Consider the following 24135-nt stretch of genomic DNA (forward strand, 5'->3'; position numbering starts at 1 on the left):
CGATGGCCGGGCTGATCCTTCTGGTCGTGATCGCCGCGCTGGGCTGGAAGTTGCGCGCCCCCGCCGGGCTGGTCTGGGGCACGCTCGCGATCCTTTGGGGCGCCTTCGTGCTGGTGCATGGGCTCTTTCCCGACCCCGGCCATCCGTTGCCCGCGCTGATCGGCGGCTCTCTGCCCGGCTGGATCGGCCTTGGCGTTGTGGCCGCGCTGGTGCAGGCCTATCGCTGGGCGCTGGCGCGGCTGCGCGCCCGCGCGGTTGTGCCCGAAGCGCCCATCGAGGGTCCGTTTTCCAAGGCCGAACTGGGGCGCTATTCCCGCCATCTGCTTTTGCGCGAGATCGGCGGCACCGGGCAGCGGCGGCTGAAATCGGCGCGGGTGCTGGTGGTGGGGGCGGGCGGGCTTGGATCGCCCGCGCTGCTTTACCTGAGCGCCGCGGGCGTCGGCACGCTGGGCGTAATCGACCATGACGCGGTCTCCAATTCGAACCTGCAGCGGCAGGTGCTTTACCGCGATGATGACATCGGCAAGCCGAAGGTCTTCGCCGCCGAGGCTGCTCTGACCGCGCTGAACCCCTTCATCACCGTCAAGCCCTATCACCGCCGCCTGACCGAAGACATCGCCGCGGAGCTGATCGCGGAGTATGATCTGGTGCTGGATGGCTGCGACGATTTCGAGACCCGGCAGCTGGTCAACCGCGCCTGTGTCACGGCGGGCAAGCCGCTGATTTCGGCCGCGATCTCGCAATGGGAGGGCCAGATCAGCCTGTACCACCCTGCCAGCGGCGGCCCCTGTCTGGCCTGCCTGTTCCCCCATGCCCCCGCCCCCGGCCTTGCCCCCAGCTGCGCCGAGGGCGGTGTGATGGCGGCCCTGCCCGGCATTCTGGGCACGATGATGGCGGCCGAGGCGATCAAGGAGATCACCGGGGCAGGCACCCCCCTGCGCGGCAAGCTGCAGCTGATCGACGCGCTGCATGGCGAAAACCGCACCATCGCGGTTTGCCGCGATCCCGCCTGCCCGGTCTGCGGCGGCTGAGACTGGACAGGCCCCGCCCCCGGGAATAGCTTTGACCGACCCCTCAACCGGAGCGTTCCGATGAAACTGCCCCTTGTTGCCGCCGCCCTGCTGGCCGCCGCCCCTGCCCTGGCCGAACTGCCCGATCTGGCGGGCCGCGCCGTCACCGTGGTGACCGAGGACGCCTATCCGCCGCTGCAATTCGTCGATGCCGCGGGCGCCCATGTCGGCTGGGAATATGATGCCATGGCCGAGATGGCGAAGCGGCTGCACCTGACCGTCGCCTATGAACATTCGAGCTGGGATGCGATGATCCCGGGGGTGTCCGCCGGGCAATATGACATCGGCATGACCGGCATCACCATCCGCGACGACCGCAAGACCGCGGTGGATTTTTCCGATCCCTACATGCGGTCGGAAATGATCATGCTGGTGCGCGGCGACGAGACCCGCTTCAGCGATGGCAAGAGTTTCGCCGCCAATCCCGGTCTGCTGATGGCGGCGCAACCGGGCACGACGCCGTTTTACGTCGGCGTCTATGAGCTGCTGGACGGCAACGAGGCCAATCCGCGGATCAAGATGTTCGAGACCTTCGGCGCGGGGGTCGAGGCGCTGCGCGGCGGCGATGTCGATCTTGTGCTGACCGATTCCACCGCGGGCGAGGGCTATGCCAGGGCCTCGGACGGCGCCTTGAAGATCGTCGGCGAGAAACTGGGCGCCGAGGATTTCGGCTTCATCTTCCCGAAGGGCTCCGATCTGGTGGCGCCGGTCAATGCCGCCATCGCCGAGATGAAGGCCGATGGCACGATCGCGGCGCTGAACAGAAAATGGTTCCTTGACTACAAGATGGGGGAATGAGTTCCGCCCCTGACCGCGATTTTCCCTGGTGGCTGGTGGCGCTCGGCGTCGCCGCCTTGGGGGTGGGCGGGGCGGTCGCCGCCGATCCGCTGCATGCGAAGATCTTCGCCACCCTGTCAAAGGGCATCGGCGTCACGGTTTTCGTGACGCTTGTGGCCTTTCTGGGCGCGCTGGTGCTGGGGCTGTTGCTCGCCGTCGCCTCGCTGTCGCGCCATCTGATCTGGCGGCAGCTGGCGCGGTTTTACACCGAAGTGATCCGCGGCGTGCCGATCATCGTTTTGCTGCTTTACGTCGCCTTCGCGCTGGTGCCCGCGCTGGTCGCGGGCTGGAATGCGCTGGGGCTGCCCGAGGTCTCGGTGCGGGATTTTCCGCTTTTGGCCCGGGCGGTGCTGGCGCTGATCCTGGCCTATGCCGCCTTTCTGGCCGAGGTGTTCCGCGCCGGGCTGATCTCGGTCGAGCGCGGCCAGATCGAGGCGGCCAAGGCGCTGGGTCTGGGCGGCTGGCTGCGGTTCCGGCTGATCGTCTTTCCGCAGGCCTTCCGCACCGTGCTGCCGCCCTTGGGCAATGATTTCGTGGCGATGGTGAAGGACAGCTCGCTGGTGTCAGTGCTGGGCGTCGCCGATATCACCCAGCTCGGCAAGGTCACCGCGGCGGGGAATTTCCGCTATCTCGAGACCTATAACGTCGTCGCGCTGATCTATCTGGCGATGACCGTCACCCTGTCGCTGCTTCTGCGCAAGCTTGAAGCGCATCTGCGGCAGCGCGGTGCCCCCGAGCGGGACTGAGCCGAACGCGACTGGGCCGCTCAGAACGCATAGCCGAAGCGGGCGATATCGGCGGCGGCGATCCTTGCCACCTGTTCGGCGGTTCTGTCGTCGTAATAAAAGCGCCAATCCGCCCGCCGGTCCGAGGCATTGGCGCGGGCGAGCGGAAACAGCCGAAAGCCCAGATGCGCCTCAAGCGCGGCGCCGTCTTCCTCAAGGTGTTCCAGCCGCAAAAAGGCGGTGGCGGCCTCGGTCCCGTCCGCCAGCCGCAGGTAGCTGCCATAGGGCGTTGCCGCGATCGAGGCGGCGGTCTGCGGATGGCTCACGAAACCCGCGAAATCCAGCCCCTGCGCCAAGGTCACCGCCGGATGGGCAAAGCTTTGCACGCGCAGCCAGTGGTAATAGCTTACCATCCGATCCCAGGGGTTGCGCACCAGCGCAAAGGTGAACCACGCCCGCGCCTGCGCTTCGGTGTAAAGCCCGATCCCCTCGGCCAGCGTCGCATGTTTCCAAAGCCGCCCCGCCGTCGTCACCCCTGCAAGCCGCGCCCTGCGCCGCCGCGCCTTGGGCGTGTCGCCCACCAGAATGTCATCGGCCCTGGCGCGGGCCTCCAGCGCCAGCGCCAGCGCCGTGCCCCCGGTCTTCGGGATATGGACAAAGATGAAGCGGCGGCCCGGGGAAACGATCATGCGGGCAGATTAGCGCCCGCGCGCGACAATCGCGAGCCCCGCCAGCCAGATCAGCCCCATCCCCGCCCATTCGCGCAGACCGGGCACCTCGTCCCAAAGCAGAAAGCCCCAAAGCGCCGCGGCGGGCAGCACGACATATTCGAAGACGGCGGCGCGGGTGGCATCGGTCAGCTGATAGCCCCGGACCATCAGGCTGACCGCCACAAGCGAGCCCAGCGCCTGCGCGAAGACCCAAAACAGCACCGTGCCCGAGGGCAGCGCGGGCCCGCGCAGGATGAAGGTCAGGGGCCCCTCGCCCGCCATCGGAAACAACGCGAGCAGCAAAAGCCCGCCCCCGCCCAGCAGCCCCAGCATGGCAAAGAACCCGGCGGTCAGCGTCACCGCCCCCTCGCCCGGGCACCAGCGCTGCGTGGCGATATTGCCCAGCGCATAAAGCGCGCCGCCCAGCACCGGGATCGCCGCGGCGGGGCCGATCCGCGCCGCTTCGGGGCCAAGGACGAGCAGGATGCCCGCAAAGCCCACCGCCACGGCGAGGATGCGGACCAGACCGATGCGCTCGCCATAGACGAAGCGGGTGATCAGCAAAACGAAGATCGGCGCGGTGAAAAGCCCCGCCGCCACCTGCGGCACCGGCAGAAAACCAAGGCTGCCGAAGTAGCACAGCATCGCCACCCCATGCACGACCGAGCGCGCGGCGACGGCGCGAAAGTTGCGCGGCCGCAGATCCAGCCGGAACAGCGGCACCGAAGCCAAAAGCAGCCCCGCCACCATCAGCGAGCGCGTCAGATGGAACTGCCACAGCCCGATTTCCGAGGCGATGACGCGCACGTAATTGTCGGTGAAGCCGATGATCAGCGCATAGGCCGATATCGCCGCCGCGGCCTGCGCGGTGTGGTTCTTGTCCGTCATTGCGGCAGCTCCCTGTCCCTGCCCTTGGTGTGACGGCCCGGCCCCGGCTTGGCGCGTCCAATCCCGACATCGCGGGCGACAATCGGTCTGAAAACGACGGTTCGGGCTGCGGCCGGGCGACGAATCACGCAATTGACCCCGGGGCCCCTTTCGCTATTCTTTGCGCAAACGGGTCCGAAGGCCCCCCAGCCATAGTCGAAGCGAAGATGACCGCGCTGCCGCAATATGAAATGCTGACCGCGCAGGGCCTGTGGCGGGACACGCCGCAGGCGCAGCGGCGGCTGGTGCTGCTGTCGCTTGGCGATGCGACGCTGGTGATCCGCGACAATCTTTCCGACCGGGCGGTGGCGCATTGGTCGCTGGCCGCGTTGATCCGGCGCAATCCGGGGGCGAAACCTGCGGTTTACGGCGCCTCGGAGGAACCGGGCGAAGAGCTTGAAATCGGCGACGAGCTGATGGTCGAGGCGATCGAGAAAGTGCAGGCGGTGATCGAAGCCCGGCGCCCGCATCCGGGGCGGCTGCGGCGGATCGGCTGGAGCCTGTCGCTGGTGGCGCTGGCGCTGGGCGGCCTGTTGTGGCTGCCGGGCGCGCTGGTCGATCAGGCGGCCCGGGTCGTGCCGACCGCCAAGCGCACCGACATCGGCCGGATCGTGCTGCGCGACATGGAACGCACGACCGGCGTCGCCTGCCATTCGACCGAGGGCGATGCCGCGCTGGAGGCGCTGGCGGCGCGGTTGCAGGGCATTTCCGAAATCGCGGTGCTGCCGCGCGGGTTGACCGGGGCGCGGATCCTGCCCGGCGGGGTGGTGGCGCTGGGCACCGACACGCTGACCGGCCCCGACACGCCCGAGGTGGCGGCGGGGGCGATCCTTTCGGCGCAGCAGGCGCAGGCGGCGGAAAACCCGCTGCATGCGGCGCTGGCCTGGGCGGGCAGCGGCGCGGCGCTGACGCTGCTGACCACCGGCGATCTGCCCGCGGACCGGCTGCGCGGCTATGGCGCGGTGGTGCTGTCGCATCCGCCCGCAATCGCCCATGGCGAGGCGCAGACGGAAACCCTGCTCGAAGCCTTTCGCGCGACGGGCGTGTCCTCGACCCCCTATGCCTATGCGATCGACCCGACCGGCGAGGCGGCGCTGGGTCTGATCGAGGCGGATCCGTTCCGCGGCGCCCCCGCGCCCGAGCCGGTGCTGGCCGATGATCAATGGCTGGCGCTGAAGGATATCTGTTCCTGACACGCAAAGGGGCGGCCCGGCGGACCACCCCCGAACTCTGCTCCGAACGCGGCGCAGGCCCCGCTCAGCGCAGGATCACTTCGGCAAAGCCCGCAGTGCGCACCGTGGCCAGCGCCTGCCGCGCATCGGCGAAGGGACCGGCCAGAACCACCGTCAGACCGCGCCGGGTCTGCGCCGAGGACACCGGCAGCCCGGCCGCGGCCAGACGCGCCTTGGCGGCGGCGGCATTTCCGGCAACCGCGAAGCTGCCCACCTGCACATAGCGGGGCGCGGCGGGGGCTGCGGCCTCGGGCGCGGATTTCGACGACACCCGCATCGGGGTGCTCGCCCCGGGCGAAAGCGCGGGGGCGGAGACGTGAACCGGCGCGGCCGGAACGATGCGCCGATGCTCGGGGGTGCGTTCGGTCACCCGCCGCGACGGCACCTGGTTCGTCCAGAGCACGCCCTGTTCGGCATCGCCCATCGCCGTGCGCGGACCGCGGAAGGGATTGAGCCGCCCGTCCTCGAAGGCGGGGGCATAGCCGGTCGGCCCGACCGAGGTTTCCACCGTGATCGGTGCCAGCGTGCTGTGCCCCGAAGGCGCGCGCAGCACCACCGGCCCGACGGATGTCCCGCTTGACCCCGGCCGCGCGGTCATCGGCGCGACGCCGCCGCCCAGCGCATAGGGGCTGGCGGCGGCATAGGCCTGTTGCGGGGTGCCGGTGCCGGGCGGAACCGGCATGGCGGCGCCATAGCCCGCGCCGCCGATCATCGGCGCCGAGGAGGTCACGACCAGACCGGGCACGGCCGCGGCATTGATGAAACCGACCGGGTTTTCGGCGGCGCCACCGCAGCGCACGACAGAGCGGCCATCCGACAGGATGTAGCGCTGCGCCGCGGCCATGCCCGCGGGACAGGCGGTTGCAGCGGCCGCCACCGTCTCGGTGCCGGTGATCCGGACCGGAACCGGAAGGGTGTTGTGATAGCGCACGCTGCCCCGGCCCGGGGTCGCGGTGGCCATCGCGGTCACCGGGGCCACCGTGCCGCCGTTCAGCGCATAGGGCGAGACATAGTCCGACCGCGACGGCGCCGCGACCGCGACGGGCGGCGTGACCGGGCTTTGCGGCGCGGCGGCCACCCGGACCGGCGCGGCGGGCAGGGGGTTCGGGGCGGCCGCGCCAAGACCGATGCGCGGCGGCGTCGCGGTGGTGGCGATGGTCTCCATCGGCTTGCCCACGAAGGGCGTCGGCGCAAAGGGCGATTGGGCGGGCCGGGCCGCGGGCGCGGGGGGCGGAGCAGGCGCGGCGGCCACCGCCACCGGCGGCGCGGATTTGGCCGGGGCCGTCGCGGTCTCGGCCACCGGTGCGCCCTGCGGCAGGCTGGGCTGGTAGCCGCAAAGCTGCTTCTTCGACCGATCGACCCGCGGCACCCAGGTCACCGTGCCGCCATAGCCCGCGCGCACGAAAACGCAGCCCGCGCTGTCGACATATTGCCGCCCCTTGTAGGAGGGGGGCGGCACATCGGCCGGGCCGTTGACATCCATCTCTGCCAGGGCGGCCGAACCGCCCATCGCGGCCGCGACCGCCGTCGCCGCCACCCACCAACCATACCGCCGCATGTCATCCCCCGATGATCTTTCGGAAAAACTGCAGCACAATTGTTGCAGAGTAAAGGAAAATCGGCCGCAGCCCCCGACGCGATCCCGGCGCTATTTGGTGCCGAACATCCGGTCGCCCGCATCTCCCAGACCCGGCACGATATAGCCGTGATCGTCCAGATGGCTGTCGATCGAGGCGGTGACGATCGGCACGTCGGGATGCGCCGCCCGCATCCGCGCGACCCCCTCGGGCGCGGCCAAGAGGCACAGGAAGCGGATGTTCTTCGCGCCCTTGTCCTTCATCAGCTGCACCGCCGCGGCCGAGCTGTTCCCCGTCGCCAGCATCGGATCGACGACGATCACCATCCGGTCTTCCAGTTCCGCGGGCACCTTGCAGTAATATTGCACCGGCTGCAGCGTGTCCGGGTCGCGGTACAGCCCGACGAAACCGACCCGCGCCGCCGGGATCAGCTCCAGGATGCCATCAAGAAGCCCGTTCCCCGCCCGCAGGATCGAGATCAGCGCCAGTTTCTTGCCCTCAAGAATCGGCGCCTCCATCTCGCACAGCGGCGTGTCGATCCGCTTCGTCGTCAGGTCCAGCCCGCGCGTCACCTCATAGGCCAGAAGCAGGCTGATTTCGCGCAGAAGCTGGCGGAAGGAGGCGGTGGAGGTGTCCTTTTCCCGCATCAGCGTCAGCTTGTGCTGCACCAGCGGGTGATCGACGACGGTGACCTGTTGATCCATGGTCTGTCCTTTCAAAGAAAACTGCGGCCGGGCCCTTGCGGGGCCACGCCCAGATGCGCCGCGACCGACGCGCCGATGTCGGCATAGGCGAGCAACCCCACCGGGCGCAAGCCAAGCCCGTGACCCAGCACCGGCACGCGTTCGCGGGTGTGATCGGTGCCCGACCAGGTCGGGTCATTGCCGTGATCGGCGGTGAAAAGCGCCAGATCGCCCGGACGCAGGGTCGGCAGGAAGCGGCCCAGACAGGCGTCGAACCATTCGAGCGCGCGGGCATAGCCCGAGATGTCGCGCCGATGCCCCCAGAGGCTGTCGAATTCGACGAAATTGGCAAAGGTCAGGCTGCCCTCTTCCGCGTCGGAACCCAACCGGATCAGATGCTCCATCAGATCGGCGTCATTCTTGCCCTTGTGCAGATGGGTGATGCCGCGATGGGAAAAGATGTCGCCGATCTTGCCGATGGCATGGGTGGTGCGGCCCGCGCCCGCGACCCAATCGAGCAGCGTGGGCGCGGGAGGGGCAATGGCGAAATCGCGCCGGTTCGGTGTGCGGATGAAGGCGCCGGGCGGGCCGGTGAAGGGACGCGCGATAACGCGGCCCACCTTCATCGCATGCAGCCTTGGCGCGACATCACGGCACAGCTGCAAGAGCCGCTCAAGCCCGAAGCTTTCTTCATGCGCGGCGATCTGGAACACAGAGTCAGCCGAGGTGTAGCAGATCGGCCAGCCCGTGCGCAGATGCTCCGCCCCGAGCGCCTCGATGATCGCCGTGCCGGGGGCATGGCAATTGCCCAAAATCCCCGCGGTGCCCGCGGCCTTGGCGACAAACTCCACCAGATCGGGCGGGAAACTGTCTTGCGTTTCAAGGAAATAATGCCAGTCCCAGGGCACCGGAACGCCCGCCAGTTCCCAATGGCCCGAGGGCGTGTCCTTGCCGCGCGAAACTTCCGTCGCCGCGCCCCAAAGGCCCTTCGGCACGGCGCAAAGCCCGGCCGGGCGCGTGCCGCTGGCCAGCTCCACCGCCGCCGAAAGGCCCATCGCATCCAGATGCGGCAGCTTGAGCGGACCGGACCGCCCCGCCTCGGCCCGGCCCGCGGCGCAGGCCTCGGCGATATGGGCCAGCGTGTTCGCCCCGGTGTCCGGACGCCCCTCGTTGAAAAACGATCCCGCATCCGGGGCGCCGCCGATGCCGACGGAATCCATCACGATCAGAAAGGCACGTGCCATCACAGCTCCTCCGGTCCGATCCGGCAATGGATCAGCGGCGGTTCCTCGGGCGGGTCGTCGGAGAGCTGATAGGCGGCCAGAACCGCCGCCACCGCCCGATCCGCCCGGGCCTGATCGGGGGCATGAACCAGCGCCAGGGCCTCGCCGCGGGTCATTTCCGCGCCGATCATCGCCTGCCCCGTCAGCCCGACCGAGGGGTTGATCCGGTCCGTGCCCACCAGCCGCCCGCCGCCCAGCCGCACCACCGCCTCGCCCAAAGCCCGCCCGTTCACCCGCGCGACAAAGCCCGCCCGCGGCGCGGGCACCGGCACGATCAGCGGCGCGGCGGGCAGCCGGTCGGGGTAGCGTTCGACGAAATCGACCGGCCCGCCCAAGGCCGCCACCATCCGCCCGAAGATCTCGGCCGCCCGGCCGCTTTCGATCGCGGCATCGATCAGCGCGGCGCCATCATCCAGGCTTTCCGCCCTGCCCGCCAGCATCAGCACCTCGCCGCCCAGCGCGGCGGTCACATCCCACAGCGCCTCGTTCACCGCAGAGCCGGTCAAAGTCTCCATCACCTCCAGCACTTCCAGCGCATTGCCCGCCGATTGCCCCAAGCTCTGGTTCATGTCGGTCATCAGGGCCGAGGTTCTGACCCCCGCGTCATTCGCCGTCTTCACCAGACTTTCGGCCAAGGCGCGGGCGTCTTCGACCGTCGCCATGAAAGCCCCCGAGCCGACCTTGACATCCAGCACCAGCGCATCAAGCCCGACCGCCAGTTTCTTCGACAGGATCGAGGCGGTGATCAGGTCGATGCTTTCGACGGTGCCGGAAATATCGCGGATGCCGTAAAGCCGCTTGTCGGCGGGGGCGATTTCCTCGGTCGCGCCGATGATGGCGCAGCCGACCTCGGCCACGACCTTGCGCAGCATCTCGACACCGGGCAGCGATTTGTACCCCGGAATCGCTTCCATCTTGTCCAGCGTGCCGCCGGTATGGCCAAGCCCCCGCCCGGAAATCATCGGCACATAGACGCCACAGGCCGCCAGGGCCGGGGCCAGCAGCAAGGACACGGAATCGCCGATGCCGCCCGTGGAATGCTTGTCGACCACCGGGCCGGGCAGATCCCAACGCACCACCTGCCCCGAGTCCCGCATCGCCCGTGTCAGCGCCACCCGACCGCCGGGCCCGATGCCACGGCACAGAACCGCCATCGCGAAAGCCCCGGCCTGCGCATCGGACACCGTGCCATCGGCCAATCCGCGCGCAAACCACGCGGCCGCCTCGGGCGAAAGCCCGGCGCCGTCACGCACCGCCATGATGATCGACCGGGCGTCCATCAGACATTGTCCATGTGATGCGCGTCGAACCGACCGGGCAGCAGATCGCCGATCGTAGTATCCAGCCGCGCCCCCGCCGTGGTTGCCAGCGTCACCGGCACGTGCGCCCGCCCGAACTCGGCCAGTTTCTGCCGACAGCCGCCGCAGGGCGGCACCGGGGACGGACTGTCGGCGATCACCGCGACCTCGATCAGCTCGGTCTCGCCCGCCGCCACCATCGCGGCAATGGCGCCCGCCTCGGCGCAGGTGCCCTCGGGGTAGGCCACGTTTTCCACGTTCACGCCGCGATAAACGGTGCCCGAGGCCCCGCGCACCGCCGCCCCCACCTTGAATTTCGAATAGGGCGCATAGGCATTTTCGCGCACCTCGCGCGCGGCATCGAGCAGGGACATGTCCGCCTCCGGCATGGGTTTCGACCGATCCTGCGCCGCGCCGGGCGGCAGCGCAAGGGGGTGGGCTGCTTGCGCTATCAACGCTTTCCGGCGATCTGGAATTGGTTTAAGACTGAACCATCTTCAGGGAGAGGCTCATGACCGACGAACGTCACCCGCCCGCGCGCCATCCGGCGCTGGATTACCACGAATATCCGAAGCCCGGAAAGCTCGAAATCCGCGCCACCAAGCCCCTGGCGAACGGGCTTGACCTGAGCCGCGCCTATTCGCCGGGCGTGGCCGAAGCCTGCCTTGAAATCAAGGCCGATGCCAGCACCGCGGCGCGCTATACCGCCCGGGGCAATCTGGTCGCCGTGGTGACGAACGGCACCGCCGTGCTGGGGCTGGGCAATATCGGGCCGCTCGCCGCCAAGCCGGTGATGGAGGGCAAGGCGGTCCTGTTCAAGAAATTCGCCAATATCGACGCTTTCGACATCGAGGTGAACCAGCCCGATCCCGAAAAGCTGGCCGATCTGGTCTGCGCGCTGGAACCCAGTTTCGGCGCGATCAATCTTGAGGACATCAAGGCCCCCGATTGTTTCATCGTCGAGCGGCTCTGCCGCGAACGGATGAAGATCCCGGTCTTTCACGACGACCAGCACGGCACGGCGATTGTGGTGGGCGCCGCGGCGACGAACGCCTTGCGCATCGCGGGCAAGCGGTTCGAGGAGATCAAGATCGTCTCGACCGGCGGCGGCGCGGCGGGGATCGCCTGTCTGAACATGCTGGTGAAACTGGGGGTGCGGCGCGAAAACATCTGGCTGTGCGACATTCACGGCCTCGTTTATCAGGGCCGCGAGGTCGACATGAACCCGCTCAAGGCCGCTTACGCGCAGCCGACGACGAAGCGGACACTCGATGACGTGATCGAGGGGGCGGACATGTTCCTGGGCCTCTCCGGTCCGGGCGTGCTGACCCCCGATCATGTGGCGCGGATGGCACCCGGGCCGATCGTCTTCGCGCTGGCCAATCCGACGCCGGAAATCCTGCCCGACGCCGTGCGATCGGTCGCGCCCGAGGCGATCATCGCCACCGGTCGCAGCGATTTTCCCAATCAGGTCAACAACGTCCTGTGTTTCCCCTTCATCTTCCGGGGGGCATTGGATGTCGGCGCCACGACGATCAATGACGAGATGCAGATCGCCTGCATCGAGGGGATCGCCGCGCTGGCCCGCGCCACAACCGCCGCCGAGGCCGCCGCCGCCTATCGGGGCGAGAAGCTGACCTTCGGCCCGGAGTATCTGATCCCGAAACCCTTCGACCCGCGCCTGATCGCCACCGTCTCGACCGCCGTCGCCAGGGCCGCGATGGAGACCGGCGTCGCCACCCGGCCGCTTGCGGACATCGACGACTACCGGCGCAAGCTGGAAGGCTCGGTCGTGCGTTCGTCGCTCTTGATGCGGCCGGTCTTCGAGGCTGCCGCCACCGCGGCCCGCCGCGTCGTCTTTGCCGAGGGCGAGGATGAGCGGGTGTTGCGCGCGGCCCAGGCGATGATCGAGGAAACCACGGTCAAGCCGATCCTGATCGGCCGCCCCGAGGTGATCGAGCGGCGGGCGGAACGGGCGGGGCTGTCGCTGGTGCCCGGCCGCGATTTCGAGGTGGTGAACCCCGAACACGACGCCCGCTATCGCAGCTATTGGGAGACCTATTTCGGCCTGATGGCGCGGCGCGGCGTGACGCCCGATCTGGCGCGGGCGATCTTGCGCACCAACACCACCGCCATCGGCGCGATCATGGTGCATCAGGGCGATGCCGACAGCCTGATCTGCGGCACGTTCGGGCAATATCTGTGGCACCTGAACTATGTCCGGCAGGTGCTGGCGCGGGGCGGGCTGCATCCGGTCGGCGCGCTCAGCCTGATGATCCTCGAAGACGGGCCGCTGTTCATCGCCGATACCCATGTGCATCACGAACCGACGCCCGAGGAGATCACCACGACGGTGATGGCGGCGGCGCGGCACGTGCGCCGCTTCGGTCTGGCGCCGAAGGTTGCCTTGTGCTCGCACAGCCAGTTCGGCAACCTTGACACCGACTCGGGGCGGCGGATGCGCGCGGCGCTGGAGCGGCTCGATGCCCGCGAACCGGATTTCGTCTACGAGGGCGAGATGCATATCGACGCCGCGCTGGAGCCGCAGATTCGCGCCCGGCTCTTGCCCGAATCGCGGCTGGAGGGCGCGGCGAATGTGCTGGTCTTTGCCAATACCGACGCCGCTTCGGGGGTGCGCAACATTCTGAAGGCAAAGGCGAACGGTCTGGAGGTCGGGCCGATTCTGATGGGGATGGGGAACCGGGCGCATATCGTGACCCCCTCGATCACCACGCGCGGGCTTCTGAACGTGGCCGTGCTGGCCGGAACCCCGGTGGCCGCCTACGGCTGAACCTGCAAAGTGAAGCAAATTTGCAAAACGCGCTTCGCTTTCCCCGCCTCCTTCAAAAACGCAAGCCATTTGCAAAAGTTTGCGGCGGAATTCCCGCCGCATTCTGCAAATTTTCGGGCCAACCGTGCAGCTGCGGCGGTAACATTCTTGCACAAACCTTTCCGCCTGCGTAACAAGCTTGCAAGTTTGGAGGAGGAATACCATGGGATACAAGGAAGTCTATTCCGCGTGGCAGGCGGACCCGGAAGGGTTCTGGATGGATGCGGCCAAGGGCATCGACTGGGTGCAAAGCCCCTCCAAGGCCTATTTCGAGCAGGGTCCGGCCGGGGAATGGTTCGCCGATGCGATGGTGAACACCTGCTACAACGCGGTGGACCGTCACGTTCTGGCCGGTCGCGGCGATCAGATCGCGATCATGCACGAAAGCCCGATCACCCATGCGACCAAGGGCATCACCTACAAGGAGCTGCAGGCACGTGTGTCCAGCCTCGCGGGCGCGCTGCGGATGCGCGGCGTCGAAAAGGGCGACCGCGTCATCATCTACATGCCGATGATCCCCGAGGCGCTGGAAGCGATGCTGGCCTGCGCCCGTCTGGGCGCGATCCACTCGGTCGTTTTTGGCGGCTTCGCGGCGCATGAACTTGCGGTGCGGATCGACGACTGCACCCCCAAGGCGATCATCGCGGCCTCCTGCGGGCTCGAACCCGGCCGCGTCGTGCATTACAAGCCGCTCCTGGATGCCGCCATCGACCAGGCCAGCCACAAGCCCGAATTCTGCGTCGTCTTCCAGCGCGAACAAGAGGTTGCAAAGCTGGTCGAGGGCCGCGACTTCAGCTGGCACGGCTTTCAATATGGCGTGAAACCGGCCGAATGCGTGCCGGTCGAGGGCAGCCACCCGGCCTATATCCTTTACACCTCGGGCACCACGGGCGCGCCCAAGGGCGTCGTGCGTCCGACCGCGGGGCATCTGGTGGCGCTGAACTGGTCGATGAAGGCGATCTACAACATCGAGGCCGGGGACCGGTTCTGGGCCGCCTCGGACGTGGGTTGGGTCGTCGGCCACAGCTATATCTGCTATGCGCCGCTGCTGGCTGGCGCCACCACCGTCGTCTTCGAGGGCAAGCCCGTGGGCACGCCGCATCCGGGCGTGTTCTGGCGGATCATCCAGAACCACCGCATCAAGTCGTTCTTCACCGCCCCCACCGCGCTGCGGGCGATCCGCCGCGAGGATCCGAACGGCGAATATATCAAGCGCTACAAGCTGCACGAGATGCAGGCGCTGTTCCTGGCGGGCGAACGCGCCGACCCGGAGACGGTGAAATGGGCACAGGAACATCTGGGCGTGCCGGTGATCGACCACTGGTGGCAGACCGAAACCGGCTGGGCGATTGCGGGCAACCCGCTCGGCATCGAACTTCTGCCGGTCAAGGTCGGCTCGCCGACGAAGCCGATGCCGGGCTATGACGTGCAGGTGCTGGACGAGGGCGGCCATCCGGTGGCCCCGGGCACGCTGGGCGCCATCGCGATCAAGCTGCCCCTGCCGCCCGGCACGCTGCCGACGCTGTGGAATGCCGATGACCGCTTCAAGAAAAGCTACCTGTCGCATTTCCCGGGGTATTATGAAACCGGCGACGCGGGCTATATCGACGAAGACGGCTATGTCTATATCATGGCGCGGACCGATGACGTGATCAACGTCGCGGGCCACCGGCTCTCGACCGGGGCGATGGAAGAGGTTCTGGCCTCGCACAAGGATGTCGCCGAATGCGCCGTGATCGGCGTGGCCGACGAACTCAAGGGCCAGCTGCCGATGGGTTTCCTGTGCCTGACCAAGGGCTGCAGCCGCCCGCATGCCGAGGTGATCAAGGAATGCGTGCGGCTGGTGCGCGACCAGATCGGCCCGGTGGCGGCCTTCAAGCTGGCGGTCGTCGTCGACCGCCTGCCGAAGACGCGCTCGGGCAAGATCCTGCGCGGCACGATGGCGAAGATCGCCGACGGGCTCGAGTACAAGATGCCCGCCACGATCGACGATCCGGCGATTCTCGACGAGATCACCGCGGCGCTGCAAGCGATCGGCTACCCCGAAAAAGCGGCCTGATTTCCGCCCGGCGGGGCCCCCAGCGTGCGGGGCCCCGTTGAAATTCTTGTAAAACGTGTGTTTCCCAGCTTCTTTACCGTGCCCCGCAGTCTCGGGACTTGATTTGCGAACGCCGGGCGGGAAGATGGGCCGGTCGGGGTATCGTCATGAATGAAATTGGTCTGCCCTCCGATGCCGTCCGCCGCGACGCCTCGGACAACAAGGCTCAGATTGCCCGCATCATGCTGCTTGGGCATGATCTGCGCGCGGCTGTTTCCGACATTCTGGGCGGGCTGCATCTTCTGGCCGACGAGGATCTGAGCCCCGGCATGCGGCTGCAATTCGAACGGATGCGCGCCGCGGGCGACGACATGGCCCGGCTGATCGAGGAAGGCTTCGAGATCGTCACCGATCAGGCCGTGGGGCCGCTGCGCCAGACCGTGCAGCTGGCGCGGCTGCTTTATGATCTGGAAATGCGCTGGACCGGGCGGGCGCAGGAAAAGGGCCTCGGCTTTCACGTCGCCATGGCCCCCGACGTGCCGGTGCTGGTGCGGCTCGACCGGATCGCGCTGGAACGGGTTCTGTCAAACATGCTGTCGAATGCGGTGAAATACACCGATCAGGGCGCGGTGCGGCTGGCGCTGACGGTCGAGGCCGATACCCGGCTTCTGTTTTCCGTGCTCGATGACGGGCCGGGCTTCGATCCGGATCTGCGCGGGCGGCTGTTCCGGCAGGGGGCGCGGGGCGAGGTTCCGGGCAAGGCGGGCAACGGGCTCGGTCTGTTCATCTCGCGCGACATGGCGCGACGGCTCGAGGGCCGGATCGAGGTCTCGAACCGGGCCGAGGGCGGTGCCTGCGTGGCGCTGTCCTTGCCGCTTGCGGGGCTGATGCCGCCCGAGATGGCGATCGACACCCCCCTGCCCGATCTGGGCCGGATGCGGGTTCTGGTGGCCGAGGACAGCGCGCTCAATCAGGCGGTTCTGGGGCACATGCTTTCGGCGATGGGGGCGCATTGCGACAGTGCCGCCGACGGGGTCGAGGCGCTCGAGATGCTCGACAACGGCAGCTACGATCTGGCGGTGATCGATGCCGAGATGCCGCGGCTGTCCGGGCTCGATCTGATCCGCACCCTGCGCGCCAGCGGCGGGCGGCACAGCGCGATTCCGGTCGTGGTCTGCACCGCCTACGTGCTGCGCGCCAACCGCGAGGCGATCGTCGCCGCCGGGGCGGATGCGATCGTCTCGAAGCCGATGACGGCGATCGAACCGCTGGCCGAGGCGATCACCCAGGCGCTGGAACGGCATGATGGCGACGGCCACCGGCCCTGCCCGCCGATCGTCGACGAGGCGGTGTTCGAAGCGCTTCTGGGCATCGCCGGTCCGGACGCGGCACAGGAATTGCTGAGCCGGCTGATCGCCGATCTGAGCCGGGTCGAACGCGGTCTGGTGGCAGGGCTCTCGGCGCCCAATCTGGAGCTGGTGCGGGCCGACAGCCATGTGCTCCTGTCGGTGGCGGGCGCAGTGGGCGCGCTGCGGCTGCAGGAGCTGGCCGAGGAACTTTGCGCCGCCGCCCGCCGCGCAGACACCGTGGCGATGCAGCTGATCGGGCGCGCGGTGCTGACGCAGATCGACCGGCTGATCGCCTATGCCGGGCGCCGCCAGCGCCAGTTCGAAAAGGTCGGCGCATGAACCTGCCGCTGCCGATGCCTGACGGGCCCGACATCCTGCTGGTCGAGGACACCGCCTCGATGCGGACGATCTATGAATCGCATCTGCGCCGCGCGGGCTATCGCACGGTTTCGGCGGGCACCGCGGCCGAGGGGCTGGAGATGTTCCGAGTGCATCCGATCTCGGTGGTGCTGCTCGATCTGATGCTGCCCGACCGCGACGGGCTCGACCTGCTGGTCGATCTGCTGCAGATGCGGCCCGAGACCTCGGTCGTCGTGGTCGCGGCCGAACGCTCGACCGACCGGACGGTGACGGCGATCCGCAGGGGCGCGCTGGATTATCTGGTCAAGCCGGTGACGGAATCGCGGCTGATGGAGGCGGTCGAGGCGGCGCGGCGGGCAGCAAACCTCGCCCATCCGCCGCATTCCGCCGCCGCCCGGGCGCCGCTGCCCGATTTCATCGGCCAGTCCGCGCCGATGCACGAGGTCTATGACCGGATCCGCGCCGCCGCCCGCTCGATGGCGCCGGTCTGCATCTGCGGCGAAAGCGGCACCGGCAAGGAGCTGGCGGCGCTGGCGATCCACCGGCTCTCGGCGCGGGCGCAGGGGCCGTTCGTCACCCTTGATTGCGGCGCGATCCCGCCCGACCGGATGGAATCCGAACTGTTCGGCCATCGCCGCGGCGCCTTTGTCGGCGCCTTGTCGGACCGGCCGGGCGCGGCGGAACTGGCCGATGGCGGCACGCTGTTTCTGGATGCGGTGGGCGAGCTGAACCCGACCCTGCAGCCGCGTCTGCTGCGTTTCCTGCAGACCGGGCTTGTGCATCCGCTGGGCGCCGAAGCCGCGCGGCGGGTGAACTTGCGCATCCTCTCGGCCTCGACCCTGCCGCTGGCAGAGGCGGTGACGATGGGGCAACTGCGCGAGGATCTGTTCTACCGGCTGCAGGTGGTCGGGCTGCAGATGCCGCCGCTGCGCCGCCGCGGCGAGGATATCGTGCCCTTGGCCGAAACCTTCCTGGCCCGTTTCGCCGCGATCGAGGGGCGCAGCTTCACCCGGATCTCGCCCGAGGCGATGAGCCTGTTGCGCGCCTATTCCTGGCCCGGCAACGTGCGGGAATTGTCGAATGTGCTGCGCGCGGCGACGGTGCTGCACGAAGGCGAGGAGCTGACCGCGGCGATGCTGCCGCCCGAGCTGGCCGGTCCGGCCCCGGCCGTTTCGGGCGCGGGCCGAACGACCGTCCCCGACCTCTCCGGCCTGACCCTCGCCGAGGTCGAACGCGCCGCGATCGAGGCGGCGCTGGCCCGCAATGACGGCGCCGTGCAAAGGGCCGCCGCCGATCTGGGCGTCGCACCCTCGACGCTTTATCGCAAGCTGGAAAGCTGGCGCACCGATTAGGCGAATTGCTCCCGCATCAGCCGTTCTTCAAGCCCGTGGCCGGGATCGAACAGGATGCGATGCGTGATCGTCGGCTCCGAGCGGATCTCGACCCAGAGCACCGGCTTGAACGAGCGGCTGTCGGCATCGGCCATCACCGGGCGCTTCGCCGCTTCCAGAATGTCAAAGCGCACCGTGGCGGAACTGGGCAGGATCGCGCCCTGCCAGCGCCGCGGCCGGAACGGCGCAATCGCGGTCAGCGCCAGCACATCCGAGCCGATGGGCAGGATCGGCCCATGCGCGGAATAATTGTAGGCGGTCGATCCGGCAGGCGTCGCGACGATGGCGCCATCCGAGATCAGCTCCTCCATCCGCACCCGGCCATTCACCGAGATCCGCAGCTTCGCCGCCTGCGGACCGGCGCGCAGAAGCGAGACCTCGTTGATCGCCAGTTCCTCGCGGATCACCCCGTCGGCGGTCTTCGCCCGCATCGCGAGCGGGTTGATCAGCGCCTCTTCCGCCGCGGCAAGCCGCTCGGGCAGATCGAAGACGCGGTAATCGTTCATCATGAAGCCGACCGAGCCGCGGTTCATCCCGTAAACCGGCAGCCCCGATCCGGCATGCAGGCAGTGCAGCATCATGCCGTCGCCGCCCAGCGCCACGATCACATCAGCCTCGACCAGCGGCGCCTGACCGTAGCGGGCGGCAAGATCTTCCAGCGCCTCCTGGGCGCTGTCGGCCTGCGAGGCCGCGAAATGGATCTTCTCGGGTCGGTTCACGGCCTGCCTCCGGTTCCCCTTGGTGTGACAAGCCGGGGCCGGAATGACAAGCCCGTTTCCGGCCACCCCGGCTTCCGCAGGCCGCGGGTGACGCGCCAAATTGCCCGTTTGTCGCTTTGGGCGCTTTCGGGGCGGGGAATTCTGCGATAAACGGACCACGACCTTTGCCTTTGGAGTTGCCCATGACCGATCAACGCGACGCCGGGTTCTTTACCGAGACCCTTTCCAGCCGTGACCCCGCGCTTTTCGCCGCCATCCGTGGCGAGCTTGGCCGCCAGCGCGACGAGATCGAGCTGATCGCTTCGGAAAACATCGTCTCTGCCGCGGTGATGGAAGCGCAGGGCTCGGTGATGACGAACAAATATGCCGAGGGCTATTCGGGCAAACGCTACTATGGCGGCTGCCAGTTCGTCGATATCGCCGAAGATCTGGCGATCGCGCGGGCCTGCGAGCTGTTCGGCTGTTCTTTCGCCAACGTGCAACCGAATTCGGGCAGCCAGGCGAACCAGGGCGTGTTCACCGCGCTGCTGAAACCGGGTGACACCATCCTGGGCATGAACCTCGCCTCGGGCGGGCACCTGACCCATGGCGCGGCGCCGAACCAGTCGGGCAAATGGTTCAACGCCGTGCAATATGGCGTGCGTCAGCAGGATTGCCGGATCGACTACGAAGAGGTCGCCCGTCTGGCGAAAGAGCATAATCCGAAGCTGATCATCGCCGGGGGCTCGGCGATTCCGCGGCAAATCGATTTCGCGAAATTCCGCGAGATCGCCGACAGCGTCGGCGCGTATCTGATGGTGGACATGGCGCATTTTGCGGGTCTTGTGGCCGGGGGCGCGCATCCCTCGCCCTTCCCGCATGCCGATATCGCCACCACCACCACGCACAAGACGCTGCGCGGTCCGCGCGGCGGCATGATCCTGACCAACAACGAAGAGATCGCGAAAAAGATCAATTCGGCGATCTTCCCGGGGATTCAGGGCGGGCCGCTGATGCATGTGATCGCCGCCAAGGCCGTCGCCTTCGGCGAGGCGCTGCGCCCCGAATTCAAGGTCTATGCGCAGCAGGTCATCACCAACGCGCAGGCGCTGGCCGACGAGCTGATGAAGGGCGGTCTTGATATCGTCACCGGCGGCACCGATACGCATGTCATGCTGGTCGACCTGCGCCCGAAAGGGGTGAAGGGCAACGCCACCGACAAGGCCCTGGGCCGCGCCCATATCACCTGCAACAAGAACGGCATCCCGTTCGACCCGGAAAAGCCGACCGTGACCTCGGGCATCCGTCTGGGCACGCCCGCGGGCACCACCCGCGGCTTCAAGGAAGAGGAATTCCGCCAGATCGCCCGGATGATCATCAAGGTCGTCGACGGGCTGGCCGCGAATGGCGAAGAGGGCAATGACGCCGTCGAAGCCGAAGTGCGGGCGGAAGTCTCGGCGCTTTGCGCGAAATTCCCGCTTTATCCGGCGCTTTGATCGACTCATCAGATCGGAAGGGCCCCCGGTTTCGGGGGCCTTTTTCATTGTCCGGGCGCCGTCTGCGCGCTAGATCCGGGCCATGCTGAGTTTCACCGCCCATGGCCCCGATACCGCCCTGCCCCCGCTCCTGATTGCCCCGGGTCTTTTCGGCTCGGGCCGGAACTGGGGCGTGATTGCGAAACGGCTGTCTGCCGGGCGGCGCGTGCTGGCGCTGGACATGCGCAATCACGGCGATAGTTTCTGGGCTGACAGCCACACCTACCCCGACCTTGCTGCAGATCTGGCCGCGGTGATCGAGGCCGAGGGCCGCGCCTGCGACGTGATGGGCCATTCGATGGGCGGCAAGGCGGCGATGATGCTGGCCCTGACCCGGCCGGGTCTCGTTGCGCGGCTGGTGGTGGCCGACATGGCCCCGGTGGCTTACGGCCACGCCGCGGCGCATGGCGGGCTGATCGCGGCGATGCAGGCGATGAAGCTCGATGATCTGACGACGCGCAGCGAGGCCGACCGCCGTCTTTCGGAAACGGTGCAAGACCCCGGCACCCGGGCCTTTTTGCTGCAATCGTTGGAATTGCGCGACGGGCCGGTGCGCTGGAAGTTCAACCTTGCGGCGCTGGCGGCGAACCTTTCGGCGATCCTCGACTGGCCCGAGCCCCTGCCCGCGGATGCCAAGCCCTTCAATGGCCCGGCGCTGTTTCTTTATGGCACGGCGTCAAGCTATGTCCGCCCGGAAAGCCACGCAAAAATCCGCGCGCTGTTCCCGCACGCGGATCTGCAATCTGTCGAAGGCGCGGGCCATTGGCTGCATGCCGAACGCCCGCGCGAGGTGGAAGCGGCCGTGGAAAGCTTCCTTGGCCGCTAGGACCGCTTATTCGGCCTTCATCATCCGGCGGATGATGCCGTTCTTCAGCACGAACTGACCCTTCACCGCACCGGCGACATGGATCAGGATCAAGAGCAGCAGCACAAGCTTCAGCACATTGTGCACGCCCGCCGCCGGGCCGATCAGACCGAACCAGGCGGTGGCGCCGCTGACCACCATCAGCGCCAGCACCAGATACATCGTGTGCTGCACGCCCGAGGCGACCTTGTTCATCACCGGGCTGCCCGAATCAAGCGCCGCAGGCGCGCCGTGGCGCAGGCGCAGCACCAGACGCCAGATCACCAGCGCACAGATCGTCAGGCCGGTCATGACGTGAAAGACCACGGCCGGGTTGAAGGGGGTGGGCTCGTTCGACATCCATTTGCCGAAGGCCTCGGCGATGTTCTCGCCCAGCAGGAATTGCGGAATGATCAGAACGGCAACCGCCCAGTGCAGCAGGATCTGGGTGCGGCTGTATCCTTGGGAAACGGGCATGGGGACCTCCTGGCGGGTTTCCGGAAATGAAACGGGGCAGGAAAGGCTTGCACAGCCCACCCTGCCCCGCAAGCGGATAGATCAGCGCAGGGGCAGTGCCTTCCCAGCGCCGCGCCTCGCCCGATCTGTCCGGGTCAGGCGTCGTTGATCTTGCCCGCCACGATCCAGGCGACGGGCAGCGCGGCGACAAAGCCGATCACGGCGGCATAGATCATCGTTTTCATGTCATACATGTTCATCGTCAGCGCCACGACGATGAGGACGCCGGCCACGGTCGGGCCGACAAGGGCGTAGATGATGCCAAAAAGGCGGGTCATGGGATCCTCCGGTGCAGCGCGTTTCATGCAAAGGAAGATATGTTTGCAGATGACCCCGCCTTGATCTGCGTCACGCCCGGACGCGGCGAAACGCCGCATCCGTGACCATTGCATCAAGGGCAATCCAGCTGGAACCGCGCCTCGCCGGTGTCGCCGGGCAGCGAGGGCGAGCGGTAGATCCCGGCGGCAGGTCCGGTGACCCTGCAGCCCGAGGCCTGTTCGGCCGCGACGGTCATCAACCCCGGCACCACCCCGCGCGCGGCGCGCGGCAGATAGCCCAGCCGGATCACCTCGGCATTTTCGCCTTTCACCAGAACCGCGAAGCGAATGCCCTGCAGCGTGACATCGTGCCGGGTGGCGTCAAAAAACGGCGGCGCGGGCGAGGCGCCGCAGCCCGAAAGCAGCAGCGCCCAAAGCAGCGTCCCGCACAGCCACGACGCCGGAAGCTGCCGCGGCGTCGCGACGGGACCGGAGGCGGACTCGACAGGCAGGCGGGGGGCAATCGGATCGGACAGCATCGCAACCTCCGGGCGGGGCGGGCGGACGGCACGGGGCGAGCTTGGCGCATTCTGGTTAATCAAGCGTTAAAGTGACCCGTTGGGGCAGATTTTTACCCCCGCGGCGGGGCGATCCGCGCCGCTTTCGGGCGAAACCGGGGCGGCGGGGCAACTGTGCGGAATTGCAGGAATCCGGTGGCTTGTCTTTCGGCTTTTCGCACCACATGTTGAGCCCGGAAATCTTCCGCTCCGAACCTGTCCGAGCGGGGATGCGTGGCTTTGCGTCGCGCCTGTTCACGTCCCGACTGCGGAGCCGCCCATGATCAAACGTCTGCTCATCGCCATTGTCGCCCTTGTCATCGTGGCGGGGGGGATCATCGGCTACAACCTGTTTGTCGGCAAGATGATCGCCGGCATCTTTGCCAACATGAAGGCCCCGCCCGTCGCCGTCTCGGTGACGAAGGTGGTCGCGGCCGACTGGCAGCCGGGGCTGGAAGCCATCGGCACCGCCGCCGCCGTGCAGGGCACCGATCTGGCCACCGAAGCCGCGGGCATCGTGCGCGAGATCCGCTTTGCCGCCAATGACCGCATCGAAAAGGGTCAGGCGCTGGTGCAGATCGACGACCGGCAGGAACGCGCCGATCTGGACGCGGCACGGGCGGCGGAAACGCTGGCCGAAACCGCGCTGACCCGGGCCAAGGAGTTGCGGCTGAAGGGGGTCTCGGCGAGCTCGGCGCTCGATGAAGCGGAGGCCGCGGCGATCGAGGCCCGCGCCACCGTGGCGAAACTGGAAGCGACGCTCTCGACCAAGCAGCTGACCGCGCCCTTTGCCGGCACGATCGGGATTCCGCAGATCGAGATCGGGTCTTATGTGACGCCGGGCACCGGCTTTGCGACGCTGCAGGACCGCTCGCGGATGCGGGTCGATTTCACCCTGACCGAAAGCGAGGCCGCGCTGGTCACGCCCGGCATGTCGGTCACCGTGACCTCGGAAGTCGGCGATGTCTCGGCCGAGGGCAAGATCACCGGCATCGAGCCGAAGATCGACCCGAATTCGCGGCTGGTGACCCTGCGCGCCGATGTGCCGAACGAGGGCGACAAGCTGACGCCCGGCCAGTTCCTGCGGGTGCGGGTGGCGCTGCCAGTGGAAAAGGACGTGATCGCCCTGCCGCAGACGGTGGTGTCCTCGAGCCTTTACGGCGACAGCGTCTTTGTTGTGCGCGAGGAAAAGGCCGAGGGAGAAAAGGCCGGGGGATCGGACACGACCAGTCTGCAGGCGCGGCAGGTCTTCATCAAGGTCGGCCGCCATTTCGACGACAAGGTCGAGATCCGCACCGGGCTGCAATCGGGCGATCTGGTGGTGAACGCGGGGCAGAACAAGCTGTCCTCGGGCGCGACGGTCACGATCGACAATTCGCAATCGCTGCCCGGCATGGGCGGGAACTGAGGGACGCGGG

At 67.8% G+C, this 24135-nt stretch carries 22 protein-coding genes; 11 read left to right on the top strand and 11 right to left on the bottom strand.

The window, feature by feature from the left end; translation table 11 throughout:
* Positions 1–2 precede the first annotated feature (2 nt).
* The 3 genes from LY44_RS10265 to LY44_RS10275 are packed head-to-tail and all read left to right on the top strand — an operon-like array spanning position 3 to position 2653.
* Complete coding sequence (locus tag LY44_RS10265; RefSeq protein ID WP_055211722.1) at positions 3–1031, top strand: HesA/MoeB/ThiF family protein; 1029 nt, start codon at positions 3–5, stop codon at positions 1029–1031.
* 60 nt (positions 1032–1091) lie between these two features.
* Complete coding sequence (locus tag LY44_RS10270; RefSeq protein WP_055211724.1) at positions 1092–1868, top strand: transporter substrate-binding domain-containing protein; 777 nt, start codon at positions 1092–1094, stop codon at positions 1866–1868.
* Positions 1865–2653, top strand: a complete 789-nt coding sequence (locus LY44_RS10275) for an amino acid ABC transporter permease (RefSeq protein WP_055211726.1) — start codon at positions 1865–1867, stop codon at positions 2651–2653. The genes LY44_RS10270 and LY44_RS10275 overlap by 4 nt, the downstream gene beginning before the upstream one ends.
* A 20-nt stretch (positions 2654–2673) precedes the next feature.
* Here LY44_RS10275 and LY44_RS10280 read toward each other — a convergent pair whose 3' ends face one another.
* Positions 2674–3321 carry a sulfotransferase family 2 domain-containing protein gene (locus LY44_RS10280; protein WP_055211728.1) on the bottom strand — a complete coding sequence of 216 codons (648 nt, stop codon included), beginning with the start codon at positions 3319–3321 and terminating at the stop codon, positions 2674–2676.
* 9 nt (positions 3322–3330) lie between these two features.
* Complete coding sequence (locus LY44_RS10285) at positions 3331–4230, bottom strand: DMT family transporter (protein WP_055211730.1); 900 nt, start codon at positions 4228–4230, stop codon at positions 3331–3333.
* 206 nt (positions 4231–4436) lie between these two features.
* Here LY44_RS10285 and LY44_RS10290 point away from each other — a divergent pair, with 206 nt between their 5' ends.
* Positions 4437–5462, top strand: coding sequence for a hypothetical protein (locus tag LY44_RS10290; RefSeq protein WP_055211732.1), 1026 nt, complete (start codon positions 4437–4439; stop codon positions 5460–5462).
* Between the two features lie 64 nt (positions 5463–5526).
* Here the strand turns inward: LY44_RS10290 and LY44_RS10295 are convergent, their stop codons facing one another.
* The 5 genes from LY44_RS10295 to LY44_RS10315 all read right to left on the bottom strand — a co-directional run bounded on the left by LY44_RS10295 (position 5527) and on the right by LY44_RS10315 (position 10794).
* Complete coding sequence (locus LY44_RS10295; RefSeq protein WP_055211735.1) at positions 5527–7059, bottom strand: SPOR domain-containing protein; 1533 nt, start codon at positions 7057–7059, stop codon at positions 5527–5529.
* 90 nt (positions 7060–7149) lie between these two features.
* The gene (gene upp / locus LY44_RS10300) at positions 7150–7782 is read right to left on the bottom strand and encodes a uracil phosphoribosyltransferase (RefSeq protein WP_055211737.1); all 633 of its coding nucleotides are present in this window, start codon (positions 7780–7782) and stop codon (positions 7150–7152) included.
* Positions 7783–7793: 11 nt separating this feature from the next.
* The gene (locus tag LY44_RS10305; RefSeq protein WP_055211739.1) at positions 7794–9005 is read right to left on the bottom strand and encodes a phosphopentomutase; all 1212 of its coding nucleotides are present in this window, start codon (positions 9003–9005) and stop codon (positions 7794–7796) included.
* Positions 9005–10324: a thymidine phosphorylase gene (locus LY44_RS10310; protein WP_055211741.1), complete on the bottom strand. Its 1320-nt coding sequence runs from the start codon at positions 10322–10324 to the stop codon at positions 9005–9007. Before LY44_RS10310 ends, LY44_RS10305 begins: the two co-directional genes overlap by 1 nt.
* On the bottom strand, positions 10324–10794 hold the full coding sequence (locus LY44_RS10315) for a cytidine deaminase (RefSeq protein ID WP_081024500.1): 471 nt from the start codon (positions 10792–10794) through the stop codon (positions 10324–10326). The genes LY44_RS10310 and LY44_RS10315 overlap by 1 nt, the downstream gene beginning before the upstream one ends.
* A gap of 59 nt (positions 10795–10853) precedes the next feature.
* Here LY44_RS10315 and LY44_RS10320 point away from each other — a divergent pair, with 59 nt between their 5' ends.
* The 4 genes from LY44_RS10320 (at position 10854) to LY44_RS10335 (ending at position 18271) form a co-directional block, all read left to right on the top strand.
* A complete protein-coding gene (locus tag LY44_RS10320; RefSeq protein ID WP_055211743.1) occupies positions 10854–13133 on the top strand; it encodes an NADP-dependent malic enzyme in 2280 nt (759 codons plus the stop codon).
* Between the two features lie 202 nt (positions 13134–13335).
* Positions 13336–15231, top strand: a complete 1896-nt coding sequence (locus LY44_RS10325; RefSeq protein ID WP_055211745.1) for a propionyl-CoA synthetase — start codon at positions 13336–13338, stop codon at positions 15229–15231.
* A 146-nt stretch (positions 15232–15377) separates the two neighbouring features.
* On the top strand, positions 15378–16898 hold the full coding sequence (locus tag LY44_RS10330; protein WP_055211748.1) for an ATP-binding protein: 1521 nt from the start codon (positions 15378–15380) through the stop codon (positions 16896–16898).
* Entirely contained in the window at positions 16895–18271 is a 1377-nt protein-coding gene (locus LY44_RS10335) for a sigma-54-dependent transcriptional regulator (RefSeq protein ID WP_055211749.1), read from the top strand. The genes LY44_RS10330 and LY44_RS10335 overlap by 4 nt, the downstream gene beginning before the upstream one ends.
* On the opposite strand, the gene LY44_RS10340 is transcribed toward LY44_RS10335, so the two are convergent.
* Positions 18268–19029: an NAD kinase gene (locus LY44_RS10340; RefSeq protein WP_055211751.1), complete on the bottom strand. Its 762-nt coding sequence runs from the start codon at positions 19027–19029 to the stop codon at positions 18268–18270. The two genes, LY44_RS10335 and LY44_RS10340, sit on opposite strands and share 4 nt — an antisense overlap.
* A gap of 182 nt (positions 19030–19211) precedes the next feature.
* On the opposite strand from LY44_RS10340, the gene glyA reads away from it, so the two are divergent.
* Together glyA and LY44_RS10350 are read left to right on the top strand one after the other, a co-directional pair.
* Positions 19212–20504, top strand: coding sequence for a serine hydroxymethyltransferase (gene glyA, locus LY44_RS10345; protein ID WP_055211753.1), 1293 nt, complete (start codon positions 19212–19214; stop codon positions 20502–20504).
* Positions 20505–20586: 82 nt separating this feature from the next.
* Entirely contained in the window at positions 20587–21369 is a 783-nt protein-coding gene (locus LY44_RS10350; protein ID WP_055211755.1) for an alpha/beta fold hydrolase, read from the top strand.
* Between the two features lie 6 nt (positions 21370–21375).
* Here LY44_RS10350 and LY44_RS10355 read toward each other — a convergent pair whose 3' ends face one another.
* The 3 genes from LY44_RS10355 to LY44_RS10365 form a co-directional block, all read right to left on the bottom strand.
* Positions 21376–21864: a cytochrome b gene (locus LY44_RS10355; protein WP_055211757.1), complete on the bottom strand. Its 489-nt coding sequence runs from the start codon at positions 21862–21864 to the stop codon at positions 21376–21378.
* Between the two features lie 134 nt (positions 21865–21998).
* Positions 21999–22181 (bottom strand): hypothetical protein, encoded by a 183-nt coding sequence (locus tag LY44_RS17660; RefSeq protein WP_013066180.1) that lies wholly within the window; start codon positions 22179–22181, stop codon positions 21999–22001.
* A 113-nt stretch (positions 22182–22294) separates the two neighbouring features.
* The gene (locus LY44_RS10365) at positions 22295–22699 is read right to left on the bottom strand and encodes a protein kinase family protein (protein WP_223230723.1); all 405 of its coding nucleotides are present in this window, start codon (positions 22697–22699) and stop codon (positions 22295–22297) included.
* A gap of 298 nt (positions 22700–22997) precedes the next feature.
* Between LY44_RS10365 and LY44_RS10370 the strand changes: the two genes are divergently transcribed.
* On the top strand, positions 22998–24125 hold the full coding sequence (locus tag LY44_RS10370) for an efflux RND transporter periplasmic adaptor subunit (RefSeq protein ID WP_055211761.1): 1128 nt from the start codon (positions 22998–23000) through the stop codon (positions 24123–24125).
* Positions 24126–24135: the final 10 nt, after the last annotated feature.

The organism is Rhodobacter capsulatus (assembly GCF_003254295.1).
In the GTDB taxonomy this organism is placed as follows: domain Bacteria; phylum Pseudomonadota; class Alphaproteobacteria; order Rhodobacterales; family Rhodobacteraceae; genus Rhodobacter; species Rhodobacter capsulatus.

Coding starts and splice junctions, on each gene's coding strand:
- LY44_RS10305 (WP_055211739.1), bottom strand. CDS start 9,005: ATGGCACGTGCCTTTCTGATCGTGATGGATTCCGTCGGCATCGGCGGC.
- LY44_RS10275 (WP_055211726.1), top strand. CDS start 1,865: ATGAGTTCCGCCCCTGACCGCGATTTTCCCTGGTGGCTGGTGGCGCTC.
- LY44_RS10290 (WP_055211732.1), top strand. CDS start 4,437: ATGACCGCGCTGCCGCAATATGAAATGCTGACCGCGCAGGGCCTGTGG.
- LY44_RS10265 (WP_055211722.1), top strand. CDS start 3: ATGGCCGGGCTGATCCTTCTGGTCGTGATCGCCGCGCTGGGCTGGAAG.
- LY44_RS10320 (WP_055211743.1), top strand. CDS start 10,854: ATGACCGACGAACGTCACCCGCCCGCGCGCCATCCGGCGCTGGATTAC.
- LY44_RS10355 (WP_055211757.1), bottom strand. CDS start 21,864: ATGCCCGTTTCCCAAGGATACAGCCGCACCCAGATCCTGCTGCACTGG.
- LY44_RS10325 (WP_055211745.1), top strand. CDS start 13,336: ATGGGATACAAGGAAGTCTATTCCGCGTGGCAGGCGGACCCGGAAGGG.
- LY44_RS10285 (WP_055211730.1), bottom strand. CDS start 4,230: ATGACGGACAAGAACCACACCGCGCAGGCCGCGGCGGCGATATCGGCC.
- LY44_RS10310 (WP_055211741.1), bottom strand. CDS start 10,324: ATGGACGCCCGGTCGATCATCATGGCGGTGCGTGACGGCGCCGGGCTT.
- LY44_RS10270 (WP_055211724.1), top strand. CDS start 1,092: ATGAAACTGCCCCTTGTTGCCGCCGCCCTGCTGGCCGCCGCCCCTGCC.
- LY44_RS17660 (WP_013066180.1), bottom strand. CDS start 22,181: ATGACCCGCCTTTTTGGCATCATCTACGCCCTTGTCGGCCCGACCGTG.
- upp (WP_055211737.1), bottom strand. CDS start 7,782: ATGGATCAACAGGTCACCGTCGTCGATCACCCGCTGGTGCAGCACAAG.
- LY44_RS10335 (WP_055211749.1), top strand. CDS start 16,895: ATGAACCTGCCGCTGCCGATGCCTGACGGGCCCGACATCCTGCTGGTC.
- glyA (WP_055211753.1), top strand. CDS start 19,212: ATGACCGATCAACGCGACGCCGGGTTCTTTACCGAGACCCTTTCCAGC.
- LY44_RS10350 (WP_055211755.1), top strand. CDS start 20,587: ATGCTGAGTTTCACCGCCCATGGCCCCGATACCGCCCTGCCCCCGCTC.
- LY44_RS10330 (WP_055211748.1), top strand. CDS start 15,378: ATGAATGAAATTGGTCTGCCCTCCGATGCCGTCCGCCGCGACGCCTCG.
- LY44_RS10365 (WP_223230723.1), bottom strand. CDS start 22,699: ATGCTGTCCGATCCGATTGCCCCCCGCCTGCCTGTCGAGTCCGCCTCC.
- LY44_RS10280 (WP_055211728.1), bottom strand. CDS start 3,321: ATGATCGTTTCCCCGGGCCGCCGCTTCATCTTTGTCCATATCCCGAAG.
- LY44_RS10370 (WP_055211761.1), top strand. CDS start 22,998: ATGATCAAACGTCTGCTCATCGCCATTGTCGCCCTTGTCATCGTGGCG.
- LY44_RS10295 (WP_055211735.1), bottom strand. CDS start 7,059: ATGCGGCGGTATGGTTGGTGGGTGGCGGCGACGGCGGTCGCGGCCGCG.